Origin of the sequence: Streptomyces lunalinharesii (assembly GCF_039532155.1) — a bacterium.
Classification (GTDB): Bacteria; Actinomycetota; Actinomycetes; order Streptomycetales; family Streptomycetaceae; genus Streptomyces; species Streptomyces lunalinharesii.
Genome location: NZ_BAAARK010000018.1, coordinates 89,746 through 115,779, shown reverse-complemented (window position 1 = coordinate 115,779; position 26,034 = coordinate 89,746). Strand labels below are relative to the sequence as shown.

Below are 26,034 nucleotides of genomic sequence, written 5' to 3'. Positions count from 1 at the left end.
AGTCGTGCCGGTCATCGGGAAACGGGAACGATCTCCGGAACGGCGGGTGCGCGAGGGTCCGTTGACGCCGTGGAAGCGTGCCGCCTAGAGTCCGCACGATCATCAGGATGCGAGAGGGACGTTCCGTCATGCGGAACACCTCGCAGGGGGCGGGCCCTTCGCATCCGTGTGACCGGCGGGCGAAGGCGAGGGGCGCGATGCACGGAGTCGAGGCGATGGGTCCGATCTCGGCGGCCACGGACCGCCTCGTGGTGACCGTCGAGGCGCTCGCCGACGCGGACGTCGGTGGTACGACGCTGGTGCCGCCGTGGACCCGCGGTCACGTGATCACCCATGTGGCGCGGGCCACCGACAGCCTCTGCCGGCTGCTCACCTGGGCCCGTACCGGAGTGGAGACCCCGCAGTACGCGAGCATGGACGCCCGGGCCGCGGAGATCGAGGCCGGTGCCCGACGCCCGGTCCGCGCGCTGGTCGCCGACGTCGTGGCGAGCGCCGAGCGCTTCGACCGCGCCGTACGCGCCCTGCCGGACGCGGCCTGGGGCTACGAAGTGCGCATGCGCACCGGTGAACTGCGGACGCCGGCCGCCCTCCTGCCCACCCGGCTGCGCGAACTGGAGGTCCACCACGTCGACTTGGCCGCCGGCTACGAATTCGCCGACGTGCCACCGGAGGCCGCCCGCTGGATCATCGACGACCTCTTCGCGGCACAGCGCCGACGCACCGGCGTCGCGCCGCTGCGGATCGCGGCGTCCGACAGCGACCTGGACCTGGAACTGGGCGTCGGCGGACCGACCGTGACGGGCTCCCAGGCCGACCTCCTCGGCTGGCTGACCGGCCGCACCACCGGCGCCGGCCTGACGTCGTCCGAGCCCGGCCCGGTCCCCCGGGCGCCGTACTGGATCTGACGCCCGCCGGCGACGACGGCGGTCACGGCCGGGTCCCCCGCCCGGTCACCGGCGACCGGCGCCCGTCACTGGCCCACCCGTCCGTCGATGCATTCGCGCAGCAGGTCCGCCTGCCCGCAGTGCCGGGCGTACTCCTCGATCCGGTGGACCAACAACTCGCGGATCGCGAACCGGTCCTTCCCCACCCGTTCGCCCAGGTCCGGGTAGGCGGCCAGGGCCGCGTCGGTCGCGGCCTGCTCGCGCTCCAGATCGGCGTAGGCGGCGTCGATCACGGCCGGTTCGCCGACGGCCCCGTCGAAGTCCCCGTCGCGCACGCCGTACAGCTTCGGCAGCGGGTCACCGAGCCAGCCGCGCCAGTCCCGTTCCACCTCGGCGAGGTGGCGGACCAGGCCGAGCAGCGACATCGTCGACGGCGGGACCGAACGCCGGGCCAGTTGCTCCGCGTCCAGGCCCTCGCACTTCATCCGCAGGGTCAGGCGGTAGTTCGTCAGGAAGTCGTGCAGGGTGGCGAGTTCGCCGTCCGGAACGGGACCGTCGTTGTTGCGGGGGTCGTCGTCCGGGTCCGTCCACATGTCGGCGTAGACGGTCGCCTGGGTCCATCGTGCGGGTTGCATGGACGGAAGGGTGCCCGGGACGGCCCGAGTTCGCCACCGAGTTCTCGTTGCGGGGCCGCGGGCGCACCGTCAGGTCAGGCAGCGGCGGAACGCGCCGTACTGCAGCGCGGCGAAGCCGGCCACCACGACGCCCTGCAACACAATCCACACCGTGCCCGCCGTGCTGGCGTCGAACCAGAGGGCCGGCGCGACGAGGCTCGCCACGGCCCAGGCCAGGTTGGCCAGCATCACCAGCCGTACGGCGGGGGCGGGTTGCCGTGCCCGCACCGCGAGCACTCCCACCGCCACCCCGTACGCCGTCAGGAACGCTCCGAGCCCCCTCAGCAGGCCCGGATCGACGCCGATCAGGCGGCCCACGGGCCCGGGGGCGAGGAGGTAGGCCAACCCGTTGGCCCCGGTGACGACCGCGTCGAGCGCCAGGAAGCGGCGCAGCCAACTGGCGGGGCCGACCGTCGTGGGGGCGCCCCGCGTCGCGGCGAACTTGGCCGAGGTCATGACATCACTCCTTGGTGAACCGTCCGTCTGTGGCCGGAATGCGCGGTTGTGGTGGCCGTCGGTTGCTGAACCCGGGTCACCCGCTTCCGACGGCAAGCCTGCCGGGCCCGGCGCACCGAATCGATTACCGCAGAGGTAATGCCGAGGTCATCGACGGTCCGTGGCGAAGGCGTCATCGCCGACGCGGGAGGGTTGCTACCGTGGTGGGGCGGACGGCGCGGAGGCATCCCCCCGCGCCCGCAGGTCAGGTGGAGGATCCGATGAGCAGTTCCGGTCGGTCGTGGACCGTCGACGGCATCTCCCACGCCCTGCCGCATTCCGAGTTGCGGGCGACGTTCATGCGGGAGATCGGCTTCACCGACGTCCGCGAGCTTCCGACCGTCCTGAACCGTTGGGTGAAGTTCATCGAGACCTTCGAAGCCGACCGCGAGCGGGTCGAGCACCTGCGCACGTCGTTCTGCGGGGCCGGGAATCTCCCCTCCACCTACCGTGCGGGGCTGATCGACGTGAGCGCCGAGGAGTTGCGTTCCGCCGCCGGCGAGAACGGTGCGCACCGGTGGGGCGCGGCGTGACCTACCGGCTCCACCTCGACCCCGCCCTCCACGCCACCTACAAGTCCCTTCCGGACGAGGCCCGTCAGGACCTGTCGGTGCTCCTGCTGGACGCGTTGATCGACCCGCCCTCGTTCTCCGAGCCCTACGGGACCGACGACGGCGTGATGCGGACCATCGCCCGCAGCCACGTCGCCGGCGTCATCCTCATCGGCGACACCGAAATCACGCTCGTCCAACTCACCTACGCGGGCTGAACAACTGACGGGGCGACGGGCCGGCGGGGTGGTCCGCGCCGTGCGCGCGTGGTGTCAGGCCAGGTCCAGGAGTTGCTCGTAGAAGCCGCCGAACTGCCGGGCGCGGTCCACGAGGTGGAGTTCGAGGATCCAGTGGCAGGCCCGTCCGGCCCGGTCGGTGCGGCGCAACGGTGAGGTGTTGTCCGGGGTGATGTAGGACTCGGCCTTGGCGCCGTCGTTGGTCTCGTGGGGGAACTCCCCGACCAGGTGGCCGGTGTGCCAGATGCCGATCTCCCATCCGGCCTCGGCGGCGAGTTCCTCGACGGTCCGGTACAGGCGGGCGCCGGTCATGGTGTCGTCGGCCTGGAAGGCGGCGCGGCCGGCGTCGAAGATGCGGGGCAGGTCGGCCAGGAGGCGGTGCTTGTCGGGGTCCTGGCCGAAGACGTAGGTGCGGCCGAAGTCGGCTTCGTACTCTTCGAAGATCGGGCCGAAGTCGGCGAAGGCCACGTCGTCCTCGCCGAGGACGCGGTCCGGCGGGTTGTCGCGGTAGGGCGCCAGCGTGTTGGGGCCGGAGCGGATGATGCGCTTGTGCCAGTGCTTGGTGGTGCCGAACATCTCGTTCGCCAGGTCCCGGACGTGGTCGCTGACCTCGCGCTCGCCGCGTCCGGGTGCCACGATCCCGCGCGCCTCCACCTCGGCGAACAGTGCGATCGCCTTCTCCTGCGCGGCGACCAGACCCGCGATCCGCGCCGCTTCGATGTCCGTCATACCGGTCCCTCCTCGTCTTCGGCACCTGTCAAGTGGCGCCGTCGTGTGTGCGGTTGGCCGACTTCCTGGATGTGTCTGTGGGTGCTTGTCGGGCCCGGGAGCACGGGGCGTGCCACTAGGGCGCCTCGTCCTCTTGGTAGGCGTGCCGTTTCCCGGTCCAGGGGTCGGCGGTGTTGTGGTAGCCGCGTTCCTCCCAGAAGCCGCGGCGGTCCCGGGTCATGTACTCGATGCCGCGCAGCCACTTCGGTCCCTTGTAGCCGTAGAGGTGCGGGACGACCAGGCGCAGGGGCGCGCCGTGTTCGGCGGTGAGCGGCTCCCCGTCGTGGTGGGTGGCCATCACGGTGGTGTCCGCGGTGACGTCGGACAGGCGGAGGTTGGCGCTGTAGCCGTACTCGGCCCAGGCCATGACGTGCGTGACGTCCGGGGCGGGCGGGGCGAGGTCCAGCAGCGCGGCGGCCGGCACTCCGTAGAACTCGTGGCCGGTGGTGCTGGTGCCGGACGCGCAGTGCAGGTCCGCCACGAGCGTCACCCCCGGCATGGCGACGACCTCGTCGAAGGTCCAGGAGTACGGGTGCCCGCTGGCGGTGGCGCCGAAGACACGGAGGGTCCACCGCTCCGGGCGGAAGCGGGGCACGGGCCCGTAGTGCGAGACGGGCCAGCCCTTCGCCAGGCGCTGCCCCGGTGGAAGCATGCCGTCACCCACGAGACCCCCTTGATGGTCACAGATGCAAGGCTGAGCGTAGTTCACCCTCGCATCTGAGACCCGGCTGGGGGCTTCCCGGGTGTGCCGGCGGACGGTCCCCGGCCTGGTACGGGGTGTCAGTCGCGGGCTCCCCCGCGCGCACGCGCCGTCCGGCGAGTTCGGTGTCCGTGCGGGCCGTGCGCAGGACCGGGTGCCGGTGGATGACCTCGGTGAGGGCCGCGGCGAACGCCTTCTCGTCGAAGTCCCCGGACATCCCCCTGCCCGCGACCCCGGACCCGCACGGGCTGACGAGATGCCGCCCCTCCCGGTGCGCAATCCAGTGGCGGGCCCGGCCTCCGACGGCGAGGATCACGGCATGCCTGCCTTCCTGGAAACCGAACGGCTCGCCCTGCGCCCCTTCGCCGACGCCGACGCCGAGCGCCTCTTCGCCCTGGACGACGACCCCGAGGTCATGCGCTTCATCAACGGCGGAAAGCCGGCCGACCGCGCAACGATCCAGGCACGGTCCCTGCCCCGGCTCCGCCACGCGTACCCCTGCGTCGGCGCCCCGGGCTACTGGGCCGCCGAGGAGCGCGCCACCGGCTCGTTCCTCGGCTGGTTCGAGTTCCGGCCCCTGGACGAACGCAGCGCGGCCGTCGTCGAACTCGGCTACCGCCTGCACCAGGCCGCCTGGGGCAAGGGGTACGCCACGGAGGGGTCCCGGGCGCTGATCAGCAAGGGGTTCACCGCCCTCGGCGTCGAACGGATCACCGCGAACGCCATGGCGGTCAACGCCCGTTCCCGACGGGTGATGGAAAAGGCGGGCATGGTGTTCCGCCGGCACTTCACCGGCGACTGGCCCGAGGCGATCGCCGGGTCCGAACACGGCGAAGTCGAGTACGAACTCACCCGGGCCGCCTGGGAGCAGACCAGCCGACGCACGCGGTGAGGACGGGTCGGGTGCGCTGTCGTTCGCGGCCCGGCGCCACCGGCGCTACGCCCAGACGGCTCGGGCCAGGGCCCCTCCTACGAAGGCCGCTCCGAGGCCGGCGGCGATGCTGCCCACGACGTTGGCCACGGCGAGGAGTCCCGCCCCGTCCTCCGACAGGCGCAGCGTCTCGTAGGAGAACGTGGAGTACGTGGTCAGGGCCCCGCACAGGCCGGTTCCGAGCAGCAGTTGCACGTGCGGCGAGGCGGCTCCGGCCGCCACCGCGCCGGTGAGCAGCCCGAGGACCAGGCTGCCGACGACGTTGACGGTGAAGGTCCCCCACGGGAAGACGGTGTCGTGGCGGCGCTGCACGCTGCGGTCGGTGAGGTAGCGCAGCGGTGCGCCGACCATCGCGCCGAGGACGACGAGGGCCCAGGTCATGCGGGGTTCTCCTGCTCGCTGGTGGAACGGCTGGCTTCGATCGCGTCGAGGTTCACGACGCGGCCGCCCGGGGGCTCGTCGAGTTCCCGGAGGGCGGCGCGGACGGCGCGACGCCCGCGGGGCTGCCGCGCACTCACCGTGGGCATCGCGTCCGCCGTTCGATCAGGCGCCGGGTCAGTGCCGCGGCGGCCCACACGGCCGCCAGTGCGGAGAGGGCGGTCAGGGCCAGGTAGCTCAGCGCCGTGCCGGCCCGGCCGCGCTCGACCAGGCACTGGACGTCCACCACGTACGTGGAGAAGGTGGTGAAGCCGCCGAGGACACCGGTGCCGAAGAAGGGCCGCACCAGTCGGGGCGCGGTCCACAGGTCGGTGATCACGACCATGAACGTGCCGATCACCGCGCATCCCAGCACGTTGACGACCAAGGTCGTCCAGGGGAAGGCACCCGCGGCGGTGGGCCAGACCAGGGACGCTCCGTAGCGGGCGACGGCCCCCAGCGCACCCCCGACGGAGATCGCACCGAGCACCGGCCACTGCTCCGTGCGCTGCCCGCGGCACGGCCGGCGCACGCTTTCGAGGGAGGACCCGATGTCGGGGTCGGGGGGCTCCTGTACGGCCCCGGGACGACGAAGGGGTTCCACGCGCACGTCTCCTACTCGCCGGGCACCCGGAAAAGGGTGCGCTCGATCGCAAGTAGGGACCGTTGGCGGCGACTGTGCTGCGGTTCGGGTACGGCGGGCCCCACCGCCGTACGGCAACCGAAACGGCTGCCGTGACACCCAAGCGTAGCCGCTGACGGATGGCGGTCCAATCCGGCCGGTGCCGCCTGCACGGACGCCTGTGGATGACTGCGGATGACTGCGGATGGCTGCGGATGGCTGGCTGGGCATGCCTGCGGACGTTTGCGGGCGCGTGCGGATGGCCGGGGATGTCTGCGGATGACTGGGGATGACTGGGGGCAGCCCGCCACATCGACGCACACATGCCGCATGCAGGCACCGCCCCGTACGCTTCGGTCGTTCGCAACATCGACGGCCATGGTGCCGAGGCGGGGGAAGACAGATGACTCATCGGCGCGCAGCGATACCGGCCCTGGTCGGAGCCCTGTCGCTGACGTTATTGCTGTGGTGGGCGGGAGCGAGCGCGCAGGCACTCGAACTGCGCGGCACCACCAACCTGTTGGACATCCAGGCGATGAACGAAGTCCGAAGATGGCTCACACCGTGGGCGTACGACACCCCGGCGGCACTGTTGTCGGGCGGCGGGGACGGCTTCGCGGGCGACGGCGTCCGGTACTCCGCGCTCCACGTGACCGCGATGCAGGTCAGGTTCGTGGTGGTCTTCGTGGCCTTCCTGGCCGGCGCGCTGCTCCTGGTCCGGAGGATTCCGCCGACGCCGGGCCGCACGCCGGCCACGCTGCTCGCGCTGTGGGCCTGGGGACCGGTGGCCGGCACGCTGGCCGTCGTCGCCTCCGCGCCGTGGCTGATCGCCTCCTCGGGCCGCGGCAGCTTCCGGGTCCTGCCGCAGTTGGCGAGCATGAGCGCGTCGAGCGGCCCGGTCGTGGTGTTCGCCGCGTTGGTGAGCTCCCTGGTCACGGTCGTCGTGGCGCGGATGACCATGAAGGGCGCGGACGCTGCGCCCCGGGGCGGGGTGCCGCCGCGGGCCGCCCGCCTGGCCGCGAGCGTGGGCACCGCGGTGATCGCACTGTCCCTGGTGGTCCTGTCGTACGAGGCGGTGGCGGCGTGGATCCAGACGTCGTTCAACGGCCGCGGGCTACTGTCCGAGCCCGGCGACCTGCTGCGCCAGTGGTTGCTGCTGGGTGGTTGGTCGGGCCCGGGACGGACGCCGTTCGGCGACTGGTTGCTGTACCGGTCCGGCGACGCGCTGATGTTGGTCGTGGTGTGGTGGGCGCTGCGGCTGTTGCCCGGCCGGCTCACCCGGATCACCGTGCTGACGATGACCGTCGGCACGATCTGCGCCACCGTGCTGGGGCTGCTGGCGCGACAGGCGCTCCAGGCGGCGACGGACGGCACGGCGTCCATCTGGGGGCCGATGTCGTTGTTCTCCAGGCTCGGCGAAGGCGCGCCGGCCGCCCTGGTCTTCGGCACCCTGGCGGGGTTGGCCGGCCTGGTGACACTGCGGTTGGCCGGCGTGCGGAACGCCCCTGACGGTTCCGCCGGGTGACGGCGTCGGCGGTGGTGCGTGACCTGATGGCGGGCCGCACCACCGCCGTTGCGGTCCCCCGCACCGACCACGTTCCGCATGCGTGCGGAACGTGGTGACCCCCGTGGGTGGGGTCCGCTCGTGCCGCGCCGGTTGGTCGACGTCCCCCCGGGAACCCAACGGAGATCCTCACCACCGACCGTCACCTTGAGCGCATCGACCACCGAAGTCGGGCTGACCGACGCCGCCCGCTGGCTGCGCACCTGCTCTTCGACCTCGTGGCCGGGTCCTGGTGGCTCGCTGCCGACACAAGCCGCCGCGGGTGCCCCCGGACCCGCCGCCCTGCCCTGACCACGACGGCGTTTCGCCGTGCCGCGGTGCGTTCAACGGCCCGATGTCGGCCGGGAGTTCGTACGTCAACGGGCTTCACATGAAGCTCATGTGACGTTTCCTCAGATGTTGCCCCGCCTGCCCTCTCCACGCCTCCGTTTCCGGTATGTGTTTTTCTCGTTTCCGGGACATGGCGAAATAGGGGCACCGCGGCAACGGAATCGGGCGCCGAAGAAGGGGGTTCTCGGGATTTCCGGTGCCGCGCCACGAAGCGATCAATCGAATTCCGTTGCGCAGTAAGGGATATGAGGGTGCGGGGAGACCGAGAGGTCGCCTCCCGACCGGGATCCGCTGGTCAGAGCGACGGAGCGGAGACGGTGACCTACCCGGCAGTATTTTCCGTCCGGGCGGATCGGGGACCGGAGAAGGCGTTGGGCAGTGGCTTTCCGTGGTTCACAGTCACGTAATTCATGTGAAGAGGGTCACGTTGCATCGGACGGTGTGGCTGCTGCTACGTTGAGCAGTGTTGCAGGGCAACCGAGGGGGCGCACGACCACTTGCCACGTCACTATTCTTGCGGAATCAGATTCCTGTCGGTGTGGTGAATCCGCCATAGGCGGAGACCGGAAAACCGGACGGCGAGTCGGTGGTAACGACGCGCAGCGTCACATCAGTTGCCAGGGGCCGAGGACCGGGTCCGCATAACCTCCCCCGCTCCTCCCCCTCCCGCCGCCCAGCACCCCACACCATCCCCACACCCGCACTCCTTGCCGTTCCACCGCGACGGTGCTCGGGCGACCCCCGATGCCCGTCGGTTCGTAGGCGTGCCCGACCGGCGCGCGACGGGAAAGGTCCATCCGTTGATGAACACGGCGCCTGTGCCAGGCACCAGTCAGCATCCGTTACTCGAAGAGCTCTTCCGCGAACAGGTCGCACGCCGACCCGATGCGCCGGCCGTGATCGACGGCGCGACCACGCTGTCGTACCGCGAACTCCACGACCGTGCGGGCCGGGTGGCGGCCGGGCTGATCGCGTTGGGCGTGGGCCGGGAGACGCCGGTGGCCATGGCCTTCCCGCGTTCGGCCGACGCGGTCGTGTGCACCCTGGCCATCGTGCTGGCCGGCGGCGCCTACCTCCCGGTCAACCCCGACTTCCCCGGCGAGCGCCTGACCCAGATGCTGGGGGACAGCGGCGCCGAACTGCTGGTCTGTGCACCAGGACTGGCCGGCGCGCTGACGTCCGCGTTACCGCGGGCGACCCGCACCATGACGCTGCACGCACTGATCGCCGAAGGCGAGCGGGCCGGGATCTCCCCGCCGGCCGGTGCGGCGCCCGGCGCGGCGGGGCGTTCCCCGCTGGCCTACGTGATGTTCACCTCCGGGTCCACCGGTCGCCCCAAGGGCGTGCTGGTGGAACAGGCCGGCGTCGTCCGACTGGTGCGGGACAACGGCTTCTTCCGCTTCTCCCCGGACGAGCGGCTGTTGTTGACCGGCGCCCTGGAGTTCGACGCCGCGACCTTCGAGATCTGGGGGTGCCTGCTCAACGGCGCGACGCTGTACGTGACCGGCAAGGAAACGCTGCTGGTGCCGTCCGCCCTCAAGAGCTTCCTTCAGCGCCACGCCATCACCGTGATGTGGATGACCGCCCCGCTGTTCAGCCAGACCGCGGACGCCGATCCCGCGGTCTTCGCCCGGCTGCGCACGGTCGTGGTGGGCGGCGACGTGCTGCCCGCCCGCCAGGCACACGCGTTGCGGTCCGCGTACCCGGGACTGCGGATCATCAACGGCTACGGCCCGACGGAGAACACCACCTTCACCACCACCCACGAGGTGCGTGACGAGGAGCCGGCCGCGGTGCCCATCGGGCGCCCGCTGAACGGCACGACCGTGCGGGTCCTGGACGACGAGCGGCGGCCCGTGCCCACCGGCACGCCGGGCGAGCTGTACACCGGCGGGAGCGGACTGGCCCGTGGCTATCTGGGCCGGCCCGAGCTGACCGCGGAGCGCTTCGTCACCCTCGACGGCGAACGCTGCTACCGCACGGGGGACCGCGTGTCGATGGACGCGGACGGCCTGTTGCACTTCCACGGCAGGGTGGACGACCAGGTGAAGATCCGCGGGCATCGGGTGGAGGTCAAGGAGGTCGAGGCGGCCCTGTTGGGCTGCCCGGGCGTCCTGGACGGATGCGTGCTCGTCGCGGCGGACGAGGCGGGCAAGCACCTCGTCGGCTACCTGGTCCTCGACGAGGGTGCGGAAACCGAACGGGTCCGGGCGGCACTGGCCGGGCGGCTGCCCGACTACCTGCGGCCGGACCACCTGGTGACGCTGGACCGACTCCCCCTGAACACCAACGGCAAGGTCGACAAGGCCGCGCTGCCCCCGGTGGGAGCGGAGCACGCACAGGTGTCGGGTGACGAGCGCGCGCACGCCGGACTCTCTCCGGAGCAGGCGCGACTGGCCGCGGTGTGGGACGGAGTGCTGCGGCTCAAGGGCCGCGCCGTGCGGCCCGAGGACGACTTCTTCGCGTTGGGCGGCAACTCCCTGGCTGCCGGGGCCCTGATCGGGCGACTGGCGGTACGGGACGGGGTGGCCCTGTCGTACCGGGAGGTGTTCGAGAGCCGCACCCTGGCGCGGATGACGGAGGCGGTGCGACGGGCCGGACAGGCGCCGTCGGCCGGTCTGCCGCCGGTCACGCCGGCTGCGCCCGGGGCCCCCACCGTCCTTCATCCGCAGCAGCACGGGCTGCACACCCATGCCCAGGTCGCTCCGGCGTCGCTGGCCTACCACGTTCCGCTGCGCATCGACCTCGACGGGCCGGTGACGGCGGCCACGGTCAGGTCCGCGCTGGGTGAACTGGTGCGTCGGCACGATGCGTTGCGGACCCGGCTCGTCGTCACCGACGAGGGACCGCGGCAACTGGCGGAACCCCACGCGGTGGTGGAGATGGTCGGGCCGCCCGACTCCGACGTGTTCGCCGGTGAGGACGACCGGTCGCCTCTCGCCTCCTTCGTCCGGCCGTTCGACCTGGCGGGCGGGCCGCTGTTCCGAGCGCTGCTGATCCGGCTGGACGACCACTTCCACCGGCTCTACCTCGACGTCCACCATGCGGTGTTCGACGGGGTGTCGTTGCGGATCGTCGCGGAGGAGCTGACGGAGCTGCTCTCGGGCGGCGTGCTGCCCGAGCCCAAGTGGGGCTACGCCGATGCCGCGCAGTGGTACGCCGAGCGGCTCGCCGAGGGGGCGTTCGCGGCGGACGAACGGTACTGGACGGAGGTCCTGGCCGACCCGCCGCGGCTGGAACTGCCCACGGACCACGCCCGCCCGGCCGTGCGCGCGGAGGACGGAGCGGTGGTGCGGCTGGCGCTGACGTCCGCGCGCGACGCGGCGGTCCGGCGGATCGCCGAACGGTCCGGCAGCACGCCGTTCGCCGTGCTGCTCAGCGCCTACACCGCCGCGCTGATGCAGCTGTCCGGACAGCGGGACGTGGTGGTCGGCAGCCCGATGAGCGGGCGGATCCACCCCGACTTCGAGTCCGTGGTGGGCATGTTCGTCAACACCGCCCCGCTGCGCCTCACCGTCGACGGACCCGCCACGCTCGCCGACCTCCTGGACGCCGCCCACCAGCGGCACCAGGAGGCCCTGGAGCACCAGGCGTATCCCTTCGACCGGATCGTCGGGCAGTTGGGGCTGCCCCGGGACGCCGCCCGACTCCCCCTGCTGGACGCCTTCTTCGCCCTGCAGAACATCGACTTCCACGGCTTCGCCCGCGACGGGCTGCACGTGGACGTCACCCTGCTGCACACCGGTTCCTGCCGCTTCGACCTGAACCTCCAGGCGTTCCAGCGGCCCGACGGCACGGTGCTGGAGTTGGAGTACAGCACCGCGCTGTTCACCGCGTCCTCGGCGGAATACCTGCTCCACCGCGTGGGCGAGCTGCTCGACGACCTCGACGCCGCCCCGCACTCCCCCCTGTTCGACTCCTCGGCGCCCACGACCGCGGTCACCCCCGCGTACGCCGATTTCTCTTTCTAGAAGGACCCCATGACCAGCGCACTCCAGGTCCAGCAGGCCCTCCGCAACCACCCCGACCAGCAGGAGTTCTGGGCGGCCCGCAGCCAGGGCTGGACCGAACCGGTCCAGGTCATCCGCGATCACCTGCGCCCCGACGCCGGCGAACCCCGCACCACCGACGTCCCGTTGGACGCGGCCACCGCGGCCGCCCTGACCCGGATCACCTCGGGCGACGCGGTGCTGCTGCGCACCGTCGCCGCCACCGTGCTGGCGCTGCTCGCCGCGCGGACCACCGACCGCGACGACGTCGTCGTCCACCTGCCCGTGCCGCCGCAGCACTTCGACGCCCCCAACCGCGCCGTCCCGCTGGACGTGCGGATACCGGCGGGGACCGCGGCCAAGCAGCTCCTCGGAGCGGTCCGCGCCGGATACCTCGACGTGGCGTCCCATCTGGACGTGCCCGTACGGCAGTTGTTGGAGCGTGCCGGCAGCCGGCCGACCGACTTCATGATCGCGGTGGACGGCGACCTCGGCCCGCAGGACGCCGACCAGGCCGGTGCGCCCCTGCTGTTCTCCCTGACCACCGGCGCCGACCCGCGCCTTGCCCTGCGGTACGACCCCACGCTGTTCACCGAGGCCACCGCCGACCGCCTCGTCGACGGCTACCGCACGCTGCTGCACACCCTCACCACCGCGCCGGACACCGCCACCGACGCCTTCCGTACCCCGTCGGACGCCGAACTCGCCCTGTTGCAAGGGGAGTTCAACGACACCGGTGCGGAGTTCCCGGACGGCCGGCTGCTCCACGGTTTCCTGGAGGAGCGGGCGCGCGAGCACGGTGAGCGGATCGCCGTCGCCGACGGCAGCGGGACCACGTACGCCCGACTCAACGCGGACGCCAACCGCCTGGCCCGCACCCTGCGCGCCCGCGGCGTGACCGCCGGCAGCATCGTCGGCGTCTGCATCCCCCGGTCCGCCGCGATGCTCACCGCCCTCTACGCCGTGCTCAAGGCGGGCGGCGCCTACCTGCCGATCGACCCCACCCTGCCCGACAACCGCATCGCCTACCTGCTGGAGCACAGCGGTACGGAACTGGTGCTCACCACCGGCGACACCGCCGAGGTGCTCGGCACGCACCCCGTCCTCGACCTCGACGACCCGGCGAACTGGGCGGCCGAGAGCAGCGACCTCGACCCCGTCACCGGTCCCGACGACGCCTGCTACGTCATCTACACCTCCGGCTCCACCGGCCGCCCCAAGGGCGTGGTCGTCGAGCACCGCGCGATCGTCAACCGACTGTGGTGGATGCAGCGCCAGTACCCCCTGGGCGCCGGCGACGTCATCCTGCACAAGACGCCGTTCACCTTCGACGTGTCGGTGTGGGAGATCTTCTGGTGGTCGCTGGCCGGCGCCTCGGTCGCCACGCTGCCCAACGGCGCGGAGAAGGACCCCGAGCGGATCGTCGAGCGGATCGCCGAGAGCGGGGCGACCACCCTGCACTTCGTGCCGAGCATGCTGCACGCCTTCCTCACCTTCACCCGGGCCGCCGGCACCACCTCCCGACTCGGCTCGCTGCGGCAGGTCTTCGCCAGCGGTGAGGCGCTCGCCGCCGCCCACGTCGAACTGTTCCGCGAGGCGCTGCCCGACGCCCGGCTGAGCAACCTCTACGGCCCGACCGAGGCCGCGGTGGACGTCAGCTACTTCGACTGCGACACCGTCGACACCACCCGCTCGGTGCCGATCGGCCGGCCCATCGACAACATCACGCTGCTGGTGCGCACCCGCAGCGGCGCGCCCGCCCCGATCGGGGTGCCCGGTGAACTCTGCATCGCCGGCGTCGGCCTGGCCCGCGGCTACCTGCACGCACCGGAACTGACCGCGGAACGCTTCGTCGCCGGCCCCGACGGCCTCGGGCGCCTGTACCGCACCGGCGACCTGGCCCGTTGGCTGCCCGGCGGCGTCCTGGAGTACCTCGGCCGGCTCGACACCCAGGTGAAGATCCGCGGCTACCGCATCGAACTGGGCGAGATCGAGCACCTGGCGAGCGGCGTGGCCGGCGTCGTCGAGTGCGCGGTGGCGGCCGTCGAGGGCGACCGCGGCGAGAAGGCGCTGTGCGCCTACGTCGTGGCCGCAGCGGACTTCGAGGAGACGGCGCTGCGCACGGCGCTCGCCGGCGAGCTGCCGTCCTACATGGTCCCGCAGTTCGTCGTCACCGTCCCCGCCATCCCCACCAACCACAACGGCAAGCGCGATCTCTCCGCCCTGCCGCGCCCGGCCCAGCAGGACGCCGCGGCGCACCACGTCGAGCCGGCCACCGACACCGAGCGCCTGATCGCCGCGGTGTGGGCGGACGTCCTGGGCACCGAACGCATCGGCGCGCGGGACAGCTTCTTCGCGCTGGGCGGCGACTCCATCCTCGGCATCCGGGTGGTGGCCGCGCTGCGTCAGGCCGGCTACGAGGTCACCGTCGGCGAGGTCTTCGCCCACCAGCGGCTGGCCGACCTCGCGGCCGTGGTGCGCCCGGCCCAGCAGGCGGCCCGGCCCGGGCCCGTGACGGAGGACACCGGCGCGTGGCCGGCCTCCGCGCTCCAGCAGGGCATGATCTACCACAGCAGCGTGGACACCGACGTGCCCGTCTACCACGACGTCTTCCGCTACCACGTGGACGTCCCGCGCGTCGACGACGACGCCCTGGTGGCCGCCTGGCAGCGACTGACGGAGCGTCACCCCGTGCTGCGGGCCCGCTTCGACCTGGAGTCCTTCGACCGGCCCCACATGGTCGTCGAGGACGCCCCGGCACTGCCGGTGGAGATCACCGATCTGCGCACCGCCGCGGACCCGTCCGCCGCCGTGGCCAGCTGGGCCGAGCAGGAGAAGCGCACGCCCCTCGACCCGGGCAGCGCCCCCGTCTACCGCGTCCGGATCTTCACCACCGCCGCCGACCGCGTCGTCCTCGGCCTCAGCTTCCACCACGCCCTCCTGGACGGTTGGAGCGTCGCCTCCCTGGTGGAGGAGTGGGTCCGCGGCTACGGCGACCTCCTCGAAGGCCGGGACGCGGCGCCCGCCCCCGCCGTGACCCTCCAGTCCCGGTACGCCGTCCTGGAGCGCCAGGCCGAGGAGGACCCCGCCCAGCGGGACTTCTGGGCCGCCGAACTCGACGGCGCCGAGATGACCGAGGTGCCGCGGCTGGGCGCCGACCGCGGCCACGGGGTCACCTCCGAAGTCGTCGTCGCCGCCCGCACCCTGGACCCGGAGCTGCTGGCGACGCTGCGCCGCCGCGCCCAGGAGTGGTCCGTCCCGCTCAAGAGCGTCTTCCTGGCCGCGCACCTGCGGGTGCAGGCGTTCGTCGCCAACCAGCGCCAGGTGACCACGGGCCTCGTCGCCAACGGCCGGCCCGAGGTCGACGGTGCCGAGACCGCGCTGGGCATGTTCCTCAACACCCTGCCGTTCCGCCTCGACCTCGACCCCCGGCAGAGCTGGCACGAACTGGCCGAGGCCTGCTTCGCGTTGGAACAGCGGCTGCAGCCGCACCGTTGGTACCCGCTGCCGGCCATCCAGAAGCTGCACGGCGGCCCGGTCTTCGACGTGCTGTTCAACTTCACCAACTTCCACGTCCACCAGCAGGACGCCCCGGACGACGGGCCCGCCGTCCGCGCCGTCGACTACTTCGAGCAGACCAACGCGCCGCTCGTCGTCTACGTCGGCGCCAACGCCTACGAAGGCGGCTGGGAGTACCGGATGGGGTACGACCCCGGGCAGTTCACCGCCGAGCAGATCGACCGCTACCTGGGGTACTACGGCAGCTGCTACCAGGCACTGGCCACACAGGGCGAACGGCCCTGGGCGGACACCGTCCCGCTCACCGCCGACGAACGCGCCGTGCTGCTGCCCGCCGTGGCCCTGCCCACCGCCCCCGAGCTGGACGGCAGCGCCACCCTCGTCGACCGCTTCGCGGCCATGGCCGACAAGCACGGCGACGCCACCGCCGTCTCCTGCGACGGCCGGCGGCTGACCTACCGCGAACTGGACCGACGGGCCAACGCGCTGGCGCACCACCTGGCCGCCCACGGCGTCCGCCCCGGCGACCTCGTCGCGCTGGCGCTGGAGCGTGACGTCGAGATGGTCGTCAGCATCCTGGCCACCCTCAAGGCCGGTGCGGTGTACGTGCCGATCGACCCCGGCTACCCCGAGGACCGCATCCGCACCACCGTCGAGGACGCCGACGTCCGCCTGGTCCTGGCCACCGCCGAGGTGTGCGCGCTCTTCCCGGACCGCGCCACCGTCACCGGCACCGCCGAGGTCCTGGACTCCCTGATCGGCGAGGGCGCCGACCACGGCCCGGAGCACGGCCTGCGCGCCGACTCGCCGGCGTACGTCATCTACACCTCCGGTTCCACCGGCCGCCCCAAGGGCGTCCTGGTGACCCACGGCAACGTCCTGCGGCTGTTCTCCCGGACCGAGGACTGGTACGGCTTCTCCGAGGCCGACACCTGGGCCCTGTTCCACTCCTTCGCCTTCGACTTCTCCGTCTGGGAGCTGTGGGGCGCCCTGCTGTACGGCGGCCACCTCGTGGTCGTCCCCTACTGGGTCAGCCGGTCCGTGGAGGACTTCGCCGACCTCGTCGTCGCCGAGGGCGTCACCGTCCTGAACCAGACGCCGTCCGCGTTCGGGCAGGTCAAGCAGGCCCTGATGGAGCGCGTCGGCCCCGACGACGTCCGCCTGCGCCAGGTCGTCTTCGGCGGCGAGGCGTTGGACTTCGCCGGGCTGGCGGACTGGTTCGAGCACTTCGGCGACGCCCGCCCCCAACTGGTCAACATGTACGGCATCACCGAGACCACGGTGCACGTCACCTACCGTCCGGTGCGCGCGGCCGACACCCGCGCCCCCGGCAGCATGATCGGCGAGCCCATCCCCGACCTGGGCCTCTACCTCGTCGACGACCTGGGCCGGCCGGTGCCGCTGGGCACCCCCGGCGAGATCGCGGTCACCGGCGGCGGCGTCGCCCTGGGCTACCTCAACCGGCCCGAGGAGAACGCCAAGCGCTTCGTCGAACTCGACCTCGGGCACGGTCCGACCCGCGGCTACCGCTCCGGCGACCTGGCCCGCCGGCTGCCCGGCGGCGACGTCGAGTACCTCGGCCGCGGCGACGCCCAGGTCAAGATCCAGGGCTACCGCATCGAGACCGGCGACATCGAGGCCGCGCTGGCCGCACACCCCGGGATCGACTCGGCCCTGGTCGTCGCCTTCACCCGCCGCACCGGCGGCAAGGCCCTGGCCGGCTACTACGTCCCGCTGCCCGGCGAGACCCTCGACCGGCAGGAGCTGCGCGCCCACCTCGCCGACCGGCTGCCGGGCTACATGGTGCCCAGCTTCCTGGTGGAGGTCGAGCGCTGGCCGCTGACGATCAACGGCAAGACGGACCGGCGGGCGCTGCCCCACCCCGAGGACCACTCCGGTGGCACCGCCCGCGCCCACACCGCGCCGCGCAACGCCACCGAGGCCCGCCTGGCCGCCGTCTGGCAGGACGTCCTCGGTCTGGAGCGGGTCGGCATCGACGACGCCTACTACGACCTGGGCGGCGACTCCCTCCAGGGCATCCGGCTCGTCGGCGCCCTGCGGCGCGCCGGCTACGAGGTGCCGCTGCACGAGCTGTTCCGCCTCCAGACCATCCGCGCCCTGACCGACCGGGGCACGGTCACGGTCGCCGACGCCGCGTCGGCCCGGACGGCCCGGAGCGAGCCCTTCGACCTGCTCGACGCCGCGGACCGCGCGGGCCTGCCGGCGGACGTCGTGGACGCCTACCCGGCCACCCCGCTCCAGCTCGGCATGATCTTCCACACCGACCTCGATCCGGCGCAGGCGGTCTTCCACGACCTGATCCGCTACCGCATCGACCTCCCCCTCGACGAGGACGTCCTCACCGGGCTGCTGACCGCCATGGTCGACGCCGAGGGCCACGAGATCCTCCGCACGTCCTTCGCACTGGACGGCCACCGCCGGCCCCTGCAACGGGTGCACCCCCACGGCCGGGTCGAACTCGCCGTGCACGACCTCGGCCACCTCGACGCGGCACAGCGCACCGCGCACGTCGACGCCTGGTTCGAGGACGAGAAGAGCACCGGTTTCGACTGGCACCTGCCGACCCAGATGCGGTTCTTCGCACACCGGGCGACCGAGGACTCCTTCCACCTCTCGGTGAGCTTCCACCACGCGATCATCGACGGCTGGAGCTTCTCCGGCCTGATGGCCCGCCTGCTGGGCGACTACCGCGCCGTCCTGGCCGGTCGGACCCCGGCTCCGCACCGACCGGCGGCGCTCGCCTACCGCGACTACGTCGCCCTGGACCTGACCGCCCAGCAGGACACCGCGGCCCGGGACTACTGGACCGCGCTGCTGACCGGCGCTCCCGACACCACGCTGCCCCGGCTCCCCGAGCCCGGCCGCCGCTGGTCGGAGGCCGAGATCCTGCTGGACGAGGGGCAGTACGACCGCCTGGCCGCGCTCGCCGTCCGGCACGGCGTGTCCGTCAAGCACCTGTGCCTGGCCGCGCACTTCCGCGCCCTGTCGCTGATCACCCGCACCACCGACGTGACCACCGGCGTCTTCGGCCACGGCCGCCCCGAACACCTCGAAGCCGACCGCATGGTGGGCCTCTTCCTCAACATCGTGCCGCTGCGCACGGCGACCGACGGCCCGTGGGACGAACTGATCGCCGCGGTCAACCGCATCGACCACGAGCACCTGCCGCACCGCCGCTACGCCTACGCCGGCATCCAGCAGGACATGGGCGGGCGCCGCCTGGTCGAGACGGCGTTCAACTTCGTCAACTTCACCGCCTACGCAGACCAGTTGGGGGAGGACGGCGAGCAGGTCATCGGCGACCTGAAGTGGTTCGAACACGCCGACTTCGCGCTGCTGACGACCTTCAACGCGGACCTGTTCACCCGCCGGATGCGGGTCAACTTCAACGCCGCGGCGCACGTCCTCGGCAGCGCGGCGATCCACGCCGTCGCCGGCGTCTACCGCGCCGTCCTCGCCGACCTGCTGGACGAGCCGGGCGAGAGCCCGGACCTCACCGCGCTCCTGGCCCAACTCCCGCCGCCCGCCGACGGCGAGCGCCGGCCCTACGACCGCCCCGCGCCGCCCGCGCACGCCGCCGGCCTCGACGCCGTCGACCCGGCAGCCCTGCGCGACCTGCTCACCGAACTCCTCGGTGACACCGCCACCGCCGACGGCGCCCTCCCGGCCCCGGACTCCCTGACCACCCTGCGCCTCGCCCACGCCCTGCACCACCGCTTCGGCGTCGACGTCCCGCTGCCGGAGCTGCTCGACGGCGCCGCGCTGAACCGCGCCCTGGGGCGGTGCGCGTGAACATGAAGGCGACGTTCTCCACCATCCTCCTCAGCTCCCTGGGGTCCACGGTCCTGTGGCTGCTGCTGGTGCCGAGCTTCCAGGCGCAGACCCACTCCGACGGACTGGTCGGCCTGCTGGGCATGGAACGGCAGGTGCTCGGGGTGGTCGGCGCGCTCCTGGTCGGCGTCTGGGCCGACCGGGGCCGGATCGGCCGGAAGTTCGCCCTGCTCCAAGGCATGCAACTGGCCCTGGCCGCGGCCTTCCTCCTGCTGACCTGGCTCGGCACCGCGGGGCCGGACTTCGTCCTGGTGTGGACCGCGCTGCGGTTCACGCTGGTGGGCGCGAGTTCGGTCCTCGCCTACCGGCTGCTCGCCGACGCCTCCGGCTCCAGCGCCCAGGGCGCGGTACTCCAGATGGTGACCTCCCCGCAGGGCGCCATGGTCTTCGCCGCCGTCCTCTGCGCGGCCATCCCCGCCTGGACCGCCCACACCCTGGTCGTCGCCCTCGTCTTCGACATCGCCTCCTCGCTCCTGGTGATCTGGCTGCTGCTGGCCCGCCCGGAGCCCGGCGAGGGCGAGTTCGGCTTCGAGTGGCGCCACGTCCTGCGGCGCGGCGGCGCCGCGGTGCGCAGCTACTGGCTCCCGGAGCTGTGGCCGTGGAACCTCCTCCAACTGGCCTTCCTGGTCAGCCTCTCCGGCATGATGGTCTACGCCAGCGTGATCGCCGAGGCCCAGACCCTGGTGCCCACCGGCATCGCCTTCTCCGGTGCCTGGTTCTTCTACGGACTGGCCTTCTGGCTGACCGCCCCCCTCCTGCGGAACCCGGAGCGCTCCCACCGCTGGGCACTGGCCTTCGCCGGCGCCCTCACCGTCTGCGGCGCGATCGGCGCCGTCGTCGGCCGCTCCGCCTTCCCCGTCCACATGGCCCTCTACGTGGTGCTGACCTTCGTCAACGCCTACTGGATCCACTTCACCAACGCCCGCATCCTCGAACCGGCGCCCGCCGCCCACCTCGGCCAGATCCGTGCCAGCATGATCTTCTACCTCGGCCTGGTCTTCGGCGTCGGCGAACAACTCGTCGGCCTGGTACTGGAGTTGAGGACCGGATTGCTACTGCTCGGCCTGGCGCACGTGGTGGGCGGCATCGCCCTGGCCTGCGCCCTGCTGACCCTCCGCACCCGCACCCGCCGCCGCGCCCTCGTGCCGGCCGCCTGACCCAAGGAGTTCCCATGACCCCCGAAGAGATCGTCGACGGCCAGCTCGCCGCCTACAACGCCCGCGACCTCGACGCGTTCCTCGGCTACTACGTCGAGGACGTCCCGGTCCATGCCTTCCCCTCCGGCGAGGTGCTCGCCGACCGCTCGGGCCCGGCCTTCCGCGAGCGCTACCGCGCCCTCTTCGACGCCAGCCCCGACCTGCACGCCGAACTCGTCTCCCGGGTGACCCACGGCCGCATCGTCATCGACCAGGAGCGGGTCTCCGGCTTCCAGGGCGACGAGGTCCGCCCGGCCGTCGCCCTCTACGAGGTCGGCGAGGACCGCATCGAACGCGTCTGGTTCGCCGTCTGACACCCCGCCCCACCCCGGCCGGCCCGCCTCGCGCCACCTGCCACCTGCCTCCCGCCTCCCGCCTCCCCCGGAACACGCCCCTGCCTGGCGTCCGCGGGGGGCGGGGGGCGCGAGGCGGGCGCCCGCCGGCCGACGGCCGCAGGCCGACGGCCGCAGGCCCACCGGAGAACCAAGAACGCGAAAGCGCCCCTCTCGAACGCACCCCCTCCCCCATTTTGATCGATTATCGATAATTCGAGGGCTCTCGACACATGGCGGAAATGCCGAAAAGTTCAATTAAAGTGTGTCTCGATCTTTTCGCACAGCAGAACGGACGTAGCCCGGCATGGACATGAGCGCGGCCGGCAGCAGGAACCTCAGTCTCTTCGCTCTGATCATGATCGGACTGGGCTCCATATTCGGCTCCGGCTGGCTCTTCGGCGCCGGTCAGGCCGCCCAGGTCGCGGGCCCGGCGGCCCTGGTCGCCTGGGTGATCGGGGCCGTCTTCATCGGCATGATCGCCATGTCGTACGCGGAGGTCGGGGCCGCCTACCCACTGCCCGGCGCCATGGCCCGGTTCGGTTCGATCACCCACGGGCCGGTGCTCGGATTCGTCAGCGGCTGGGCGGTGTGGATCGCGATCGCCTCCCTGATCCCGATCGAGTCCATCGCCGGCACCCAGTACATGTCCTCCTGGAACTTCGGCTGGGCCGAGGGACTCGTCTCCGACGGCAGCCTCACCCTCTCCGGCATGGCGATGGCCCTCTTCCTCACCTTCGCGCTGTGGTTCGCCTGCTACTGGTCGGTCGCCCTGCTGGCCCGGGCGAACACCATCCTGACCCTGGTCAAGTTCGCCATCCCGGTGATCGCCGTCGCCGCGCTCATCGCCTCCGGCTTCCACACGGACAACTTCACCGCCCACGGCGGCTTCGCCCCCAACGGCTGGTCCGCCGTGCTGACGGCCGTCACCACCTCGGGCGTCGTCTTCGCCTTCAACGGATTCCAGGCCGTCGTCAACCTCGGCGGCGCCGCCCGGAACCCGGGCCGGGCCATCCCGCTCGCGCTCGTCGGCGCACTCTGCCTCGGGCTGGTGATCTACCTCGCCCTGCAAGTCGCGTTCCTCGGCTCGGTCCCGCCCGAGAAGCTCGCCGAGGCCGGCGGCTGGCACGGGATCAACTTCGCCTCCCCCTTCGCCGACCTGGCCAAGCTCCTGATGCTGCACTGGGTCGTCACCCTGCTCCAGTTCGGCGCCTTCATCTCGCCGTGCGGCGCCAACATCGGCAACGTCGCCTCCGCCTCGTACCTGGCGCAGAACCTCGCCGAGACCGGCTTCTTCCCCAGGAAGATCGCCGAGGTGCACCCCCGCTACGGCACCGCCCGCCCCGCGATGTGGCTCAACCTCGGCGTCTCCGTGCTCCTGCTGCTCACCATCGGCCACAGCTGGGAGGCCCTGGCCAGCGTCATCTCGGCCGCCATGGTCGTCTCGTACCTGATCGGCCCCGTCGCGGTGGGCGTCCTGCGTCGCACCAAGCCGGACCTGCCGCGCCCGTTCCGCCTGCCCGCGGCCTCCGTGCTGTGCCCGCTCACCTTCGCCTTCGCCGCGTGCGCCCTGTACTGGTCGAAGTGGCCCAACACCGGCAAGGTGACCCTCCTCGTGATGGTGTCCGTGCCGATCGCGGCGCTGGTGCTGCGCCGGCGGGGCGAACGGAACCTGGCCCGGCAGTTCGCCGCCGCCTGGTGGATGATCGGGTTCCTGCTGTGGCTGTCGGTGCTGTCGGCCCTGGGCGGCACGGAGTTCGGCGGCCACGGCGTCCTGCCGGGCGGCGTGGACGTCGCACTGGTCGGCGTCTCCGCCCTGGGCTTCTACTTCTGGGCGGTACGCGCCGGCGTCCAGGCACATCGGGAGGGCCTGACGGACCCCGACCCCGCGCCCACCCACGAGACCGATCCGCAGCCGCCCGCCCTGCCCGGCCAACGCTCCCAGGAACAGGAACACGAACCCGTGGCCTCCTGAGACACCGCCTGGGAAGGCCGTCGGACGGACTACGGCACGGGCAACTCGGGCGACACCCGTGGGGGGTCCCCGCACGGGACGGGGCTGCGGAGAAGGGGTCTGCGCTCAATCGCCGCCGCAGCCGTGCCCTCCGCAACCATGGCCGCCCCCACAGCCGTGCCCTCCACAACCAGAACCGCTCCCGCAGCCGGCACCGCCGCCCGAGCTGTAGGGCCCGCCGTACCGCCGACCACGCGTCCCACCACCGCGACGCCGAACCGGCCCCCGCCCCCCGTAGCCCCGCTCCCGCTCCCGCAGGCGTGCTTCCCGCTCCGCGTCCCACTCCCGCCTCTGCTGCTCCTCCTTGCGGATCCTGTCCCGCCGGGCGGCGTCCCGGGCCGCGCCATCGGCAGGCTGCCACGGGTCCAGGCCGTGGCAGCGCCGCGGCAGCAACGCGGCGACCGTGACGCCGGCGTACGTGTGCTCCACCCCCTGGTAGGCGCTGCGCTCGATGACGGCGTACTCCATGGCGACCTCGGCACCTTCCCAAGGGGCGCCGTACAGGACCGCCTCGAAGGGTTCGCTGTAGGGGTCGATGTCGTAGTGCCCGTCGCCGACCCGGTAGGTGGCACCCGTGCCCAGAAGACGCGCGGTCCGGTCACTGTCCCGGCTCTTGGGCAGGCACCCGATCAGGGGCCGCCCCGACGTGGTGCGGGCGTCCGGATACAACCAGTACCGACCGTCCGGTGCGATCCGAACGCCCACCATCAAGGCGGGCTGGGGCTCCTCGTACAGGCGGCGCGCCGCCCGGTAGGCGACGTGGCCGAACCCGTACACCGTGGTGCCGGGGACGAGGAACAGCAGGGCGGCGATCTGCTGCCCGACGGCGTCGTACGGTGCCTGGGCCGGTGCCGCGAGGCTCTCGACAAGGCCGTCGGCGAGGATGACGGCGGCGACGAGACAGAACGCGAGCCCGAAGTAGAACTGCGGGAACCCGCGGTAGCCGTCCGTCTCAGGCGCCCGGTCCGGGAGTTCGAGACGGCGCCGGCCGGCCGCGGCGATCGCCAGCGCCCGCTGCTTGCGGCGGGCCCGAAGGCGCAGGCACGCACCGGCCAGGGCCCAGGCCGAGACGATGAGGGCCAGCAGGTATCCGGTTGCGACCAGCCGGTCCTCGGCTGCGGGCGACGCCAGGGACACGGCCGCGTCCACCGCGACCACGACCGCGGCCGGCACGGTGGGCACCGGCAGCTGGCGGTACCACAGCGGCAGCGCGGCCAGCAGGACCATCGCGGGATACCCGAGCCAGTCGGTACCACCAGGCGTGACCCCGCCACCGCTCCCCCGCGAGGCCGACATCCCGGACGTCAGGACGTACGACACCGCAGCGAGGACGAGGAGCACCCAACTGCCGGCGCCCGGGGCGAAGACCGCCGGGACGCGGGCCCGCCGCCAACGCTCGGCGTCGGCGACGGACCAGGACGCCACCCCGCCCTCCGGCAGCGCCGCCGGCGGCAGACGCTTGACGTACTCGTGCACGGCGCACTCCTTCCGCTCGGGTGCCGCAGCCCACCCGGGCAACTCCCACCCGAAGGACGTGCCAACGACCAGACACCCCACGCACCCCCAAGGATCCACACCCTAAAAAGAGCCGATGAAATCGCCGTGAATCAGCCAAGGAGCCGGGCCCCGCACCGCCCTCGCAGGCGATGGCCCGCCTCGACGTCGTGGTCAGCGGCACTTCGTATCATTTCCGACATGGAATCGCTGATCACGACCCTCCGCGAACGGGACGAAGCCGCCTCCTTCCTCGCCTTCCCCTGCGACTTCGACCTGGACCGGAATGACCACGTCGAGGAAGTCCACCTAGCCTCCGGCGCCACGCTGGAAGGCTTCGCCGGTGACGGCAGCGGAGGCACCTTCTTCTTCTGCGGCGAAGGGGGTGAGGAACGCCCCGTCCTGTACGCGGATTCCGAAGGCGGCGCCGCGCTGGTCGCGATCGGCCTTCCCGAGTTGCTGCGGCTCCTCCTGGTCGCCCCGTGGTGGCGCAGCTGCCACGCGTTCACCGCCGAGGAGAGCCGGAACCTGGCAGCCGAATACCTGGAGGACATGCCAGACCTCACGACCCGAAGGAACCGCACCGCCGCGGCGCTGGGCCTCGCACTTCCCAGCGCAGCGGACGCCCTGGCACGCCTACAGCAACTCGCCCGCGGCGCAGGCGACGACTTCACCCTCATCCACACACCGGAGGACGAGCCCTACACCCCCCTGATCAGCTGAAAACCTTCGCCAGCGCTGGAAACGTCGGAACGAACGCCGTCACCAAGAGCCCGGTGCGCACGGCGGGCGACTGAGGAATGCTGGTCAACTGATGCAGAAGTCCTCGGGCGCGATCCGCGATCCGCGATCCGCGCCAACAGATCCCTACTTGGCAGTTCCGCCAAGAGATGGCTACCCGAAGGGATTTCCGCGGTGTTCGGGCCCGACCGGTGCCATCAGCGCGAGGCGAGGGTCCTTCGACATGACGGGGTTGGCGTCAGGCGCAGGGGCGGAGACCTGTTGCTGCTTCACTCCTGGCGGCAGGAAGCAAGGGGTGTTCACCGAGAAGACGAGCTGATTGGGCGGCGTATAACTCTCCACGGAGACAAAGAGGTTGTCCTTGCCGCCCTTGGCGTCCATCAGTGCCCACGGGTCTTTGCTCTTGTCCTCACGATATCCGCGGATCTTGTAGCCCTGGGCCTCCAGCCTCTTACGCATGACACGGATCGCCTTTCCGTGCTCGGTCTCGGGAAGCGTGGCACGCACTGCGTAGGTCAGGTCGAAACGGCCGTCATCGGCATGCTCCCCCTCGCTGCCGAAGCAGGCGCGAAACTCCTTGTTGACGGTCTCGCCGTCCACGTGCAGGCCGTACTCCCCTGCCAGCGAGTCGACCAGGTTGCGGACCAGATGTTCGGCCTGCTCCTTGCTCCTGACCGGCAGCGGGTCGTTCTTTCCACCGTCGTTCATGCATCCTCCTGATGCGA

General features: G+C 71.9%; 20 protein-coding genes. 11 read left to right on the top strand and 9 right to left on the bottom strand.

The annotated features are described in order from the left end of the window. Positions 1 to 215 precede the first annotated feature (215 nt). Positions 216 to 905, top strand: a complete 690-nt coding sequence (locus tag ABD385_RS25110) for a maleylpyruvate isomerase family mycothiol-dependent enzyme (protein WP_344580049.1) — start codon at positions 216 to 218, stop codon at positions 903 to 905. 65 nt (positions 906 to 970) lie between these two features. On the opposite strand, the gene ABD385_RS25105 is transcribed toward ABD385_RS25110, so the two are convergent. Both ABD385_RS25105 and ABD385_RS25100 read right to left on the bottom strand, forming a co-directional pair. After that, positions 971 to 1,519 carry a DinB family protein gene (locus ABD385_RS25105; RefSeq protein ID WP_344580047.1) on the bottom strand — a complete coding sequence of 183 codons (549 nt, stop codon included), beginning with the start codon at positions 1,517 to 1,519 and terminating at the stop codon, positions 971 to 973. Positions 1,520 to 1,588: 69 nt separating this feature from the next. Then, positions 1,589 to 2,014, bottom strand: a complete 426-nt coding sequence (locus tag ABD385_RS25100; RefSeq protein ID WP_344580044.1) for a hypothetical protein — start codon at positions 2,012 to 2,014, stop codon at positions 1,589 to 1,591. 260 nt (positions 2,015 to 2,274) lie between these two features. Between ABD385_RS25100 and ABD385_RS25095 the strand changes: the two genes are divergently transcribed. Both ABD385_RS25095 and ABD385_RS25090 read left to right on the top strand, forming a co-directional pair. After that, positions 2,275 to 2,586 carry a hypothetical protein gene (locus ABD385_RS25095; protein WP_344580042.1) on the top strand — a complete coding sequence of 104 codons (312 nt, stop codon included), beginning with the start codon at positions 2,275 to 2,277 and terminating at the stop codon, positions 2,584 to 2,586. After that, positions 2,583 to 2,822 (top strand): hypothetical protein, encoded by a 240-nt coding sequence (locus ABD385_RS25090; RefSeq protein ID WP_344580041.1) that lies wholly within the window; start codon positions 2,583 to 2,585, stop codon positions 2,820 to 2,822. The genes ABD385_RS25095 and ABD385_RS25090 overlap by 4 nt, the downstream gene beginning before the upstream one ends. A 54-nt stretch (positions 2,823 to 2,876) precedes the next feature. On the opposite strand, the gene ABD385_RS25085 is transcribed toward ABD385_RS25090, so the two are convergent. Further along, positions 2,877 to 3,569, bottom strand: coding sequence for a M24 family metallopeptidase (locus ABD385_RS25085; RefSeq protein ID WP_344580040.1), 693 nt, complete (start codon positions 3,567 to 3,569; stop codon positions 2,877 to 2,879). 115 nt (positions 3,570 to 3,684) lie between these two features. Further along, positions 3,685 to 4,260 carry a molybdopterin-dependent oxidoreductase gene (locus ABD385_RS25080; protein WP_344580162.1) on the bottom strand — a complete coding sequence of 192 codons (576 nt, stop codon included), beginning with the start codon at positions 4,258 to 4,260 and terminating at the stop codon, positions 3,685 to 3,687. A 367-nt stretch (positions 4,261 to 4,627) separates the two neighbouring features. On the opposite strand from ABD385_RS25080, the gene ABD385_RS25075 reads away from it, so the two are divergent. After that, positions 4,628 to 5,200, top strand: a complete 573-nt coding sequence (locus tag ABD385_RS25075; RefSeq protein WP_344580038.1) for a GNAT family N-acetyltransferase — start codon at positions 4,628 to 4,630, stop codon at positions 5,198 to 5,200. Positions 5,201 to 5,245: 45 nt separating this feature from the next. On the opposite strand, the gene crcB (ABD385_RS25070) is transcribed toward ABD385_RS25075, so the two are convergent. From crcB (ABD385_RS25070) to crcB (ABD385_RS25060), 3 genes are read right to left on the bottom strand one after another with little or no spacing between them, the layout of a single operon-like run. Next, entirely contained in the window at positions 5,246 to 5,620 is a 375-nt protein-coding gene (gene crcB, locus ABD385_RS25070) for a fluoride efflux transporter CrcB (RefSeq protein WP_344580035.1), read from the bottom strand. Next, complete coding sequence (locus ABD385_RS25065; RefSeq protein ID WP_344580033.1) at positions 5,617 to 5,766, bottom strand: hypothetical protein; 150 nt, start codon at positions 5,764 to 5,766, stop codon at positions 5,617 to 5,619. The genes crcB (ABD385_RS25070) and ABD385_RS25065 overlap by 4 nt, the downstream gene beginning before the upstream one ends. Further along, positions 5,754 to 6,260, bottom strand: coding sequence for a fluoride efflux transporter CrcB (gene crcB / locus ABD385_RS25060; protein ID WP_425585466.1), 507 nt, complete (start codon positions 6,258 to 6,260; stop codon positions 5,754 to 5,756). Before crcB (ABD385_RS25060) ends, ABD385_RS25065 begins: the two co-directional genes overlap by 13 nt. A 421-nt stretch (positions 6,261 to 6,681) precedes the next feature. Here crcB (ABD385_RS25060) and ABD385_RS25055 point away from each other — a divergent pair, with 421 nt between their 5' ends. From ABD385_RS25055 to ABD385_RS25030, 6 genes are all read left to right on the top strand, one after another. Then, positions 6,682 to 7,803, top strand: a complete 1,122-nt coding sequence (locus tag ABD385_RS25055) for a hypothetical protein (RefSeq protein ID WP_344580032.1) — start codon at positions 6,682 to 6,684, stop codon at positions 7,801 to 7,803. Positions 7,804 to 8,975: 1,172 nt separating this feature from the next. After that, entirely contained in the window at positions 8,976 to 12,143 is a 3,168-nt protein-coding gene (locus ABD385_RS25050; RefSeq protein WP_344580030.1) for an amino acid adenylation domain-containing protein, read from the top strand. 9 nt (positions 12,144 to 12,152) lie between these two features. Then, positions 12,153 to 19,493: an amino acid adenylation domain-containing protein gene (locus tag ABD385_RS25045; RefSeq protein WP_344580027.1), complete on the top strand. Its 7,341-nt coding sequence runs from the start codon at positions 12,153 to 12,155 to the stop codon at positions 19,491 to 19,493. Then, the gene (locus ABD385_RS25040; protein ID WP_344580024.1) at positions 19,484 to 20,689 is read left to right on the top strand and encodes an MFS transporter; all 1,206 of its coding nucleotides are present in this window, start codon (positions 19,484 to 19,486) and stop codon (positions 20,687 to 20,689) included. The genes ABD385_RS25045 and ABD385_RS25040 overlap by 10 nt, the downstream gene beginning before the upstream one ends. 14 nt (positions 20,690 to 20,703) lie before the next feature. Beyond that, the gene (locus ABD385_RS25035; protein ID WP_344580021.1) at positions 20,704 to 21,042 is read left to right on the top strand and encodes a nuclear transport factor 2 family protein; all 339 of its coding nucleotides are present in this window, start codon (positions 20,704 to 20,706) and stop codon (positions 21,040 to 21,042) included. A 325-nt stretch (positions 21,043 to 21,367) separates the two neighbouring features. After that, the gene (locus tag ABD385_RS25030; RefSeq protein ID WP_344580018.1) at positions 21,368 to 23,035 is read left to right on the top strand and encodes an APC family permease; all 1,668 of its coding nucleotides are present in this window, start codon (positions 21,368 to 21,370) and stop codon (positions 23,033 to 23,035) included. Between the two features lie 105 nt (positions 23,036 to 23,140). Here ABD385_RS25030 and ABD385_RS25025 read toward each other — a convergent pair whose 3' ends face one another. Further along, positions 23,141 to 24,550, bottom strand: a complete 1,410-nt coding sequence (locus ABD385_RS25025) for a hypothetical protein (RefSeq protein WP_344580016.1) — start codon at positions 24,548 to 24,550, stop codon at positions 23,141 to 23,143. A gap of 219 nt (positions 24,551 to 24,769) precedes the next feature. On the opposite strand from ABD385_RS25025, the gene ABD385_RS25020 reads away from it, so the two are divergent. Beyond that, the gene (locus ABD385_RS25020; protein WP_344580014.1) at positions 24,770 to 25,291 is read left to right on the top strand and encodes a hypothetical protein; all 522 of its coding nucleotides are present in this window, start codon (positions 24,770 to 24,772) and stop codon (positions 25,289 to 25,291) included. Positions 25,292 to 25,462: 171 nt separating this feature from the next. Here ABD385_RS25020 and ABD385_RS25015 read toward each other — a convergent pair whose 3' ends face one another. Next, positions 25,463 to 26,017 (bottom strand): hypothetical protein, encoded by a 555-nt coding sequence (locus ABD385_RS25015; protein WP_344580012.1) that lies wholly within the window; start codon positions 26,015 to 26,017, stop codon positions 25,463 to 25,465. Positions 26,018 to 26,034: the final 17 nt, after the last annotated feature.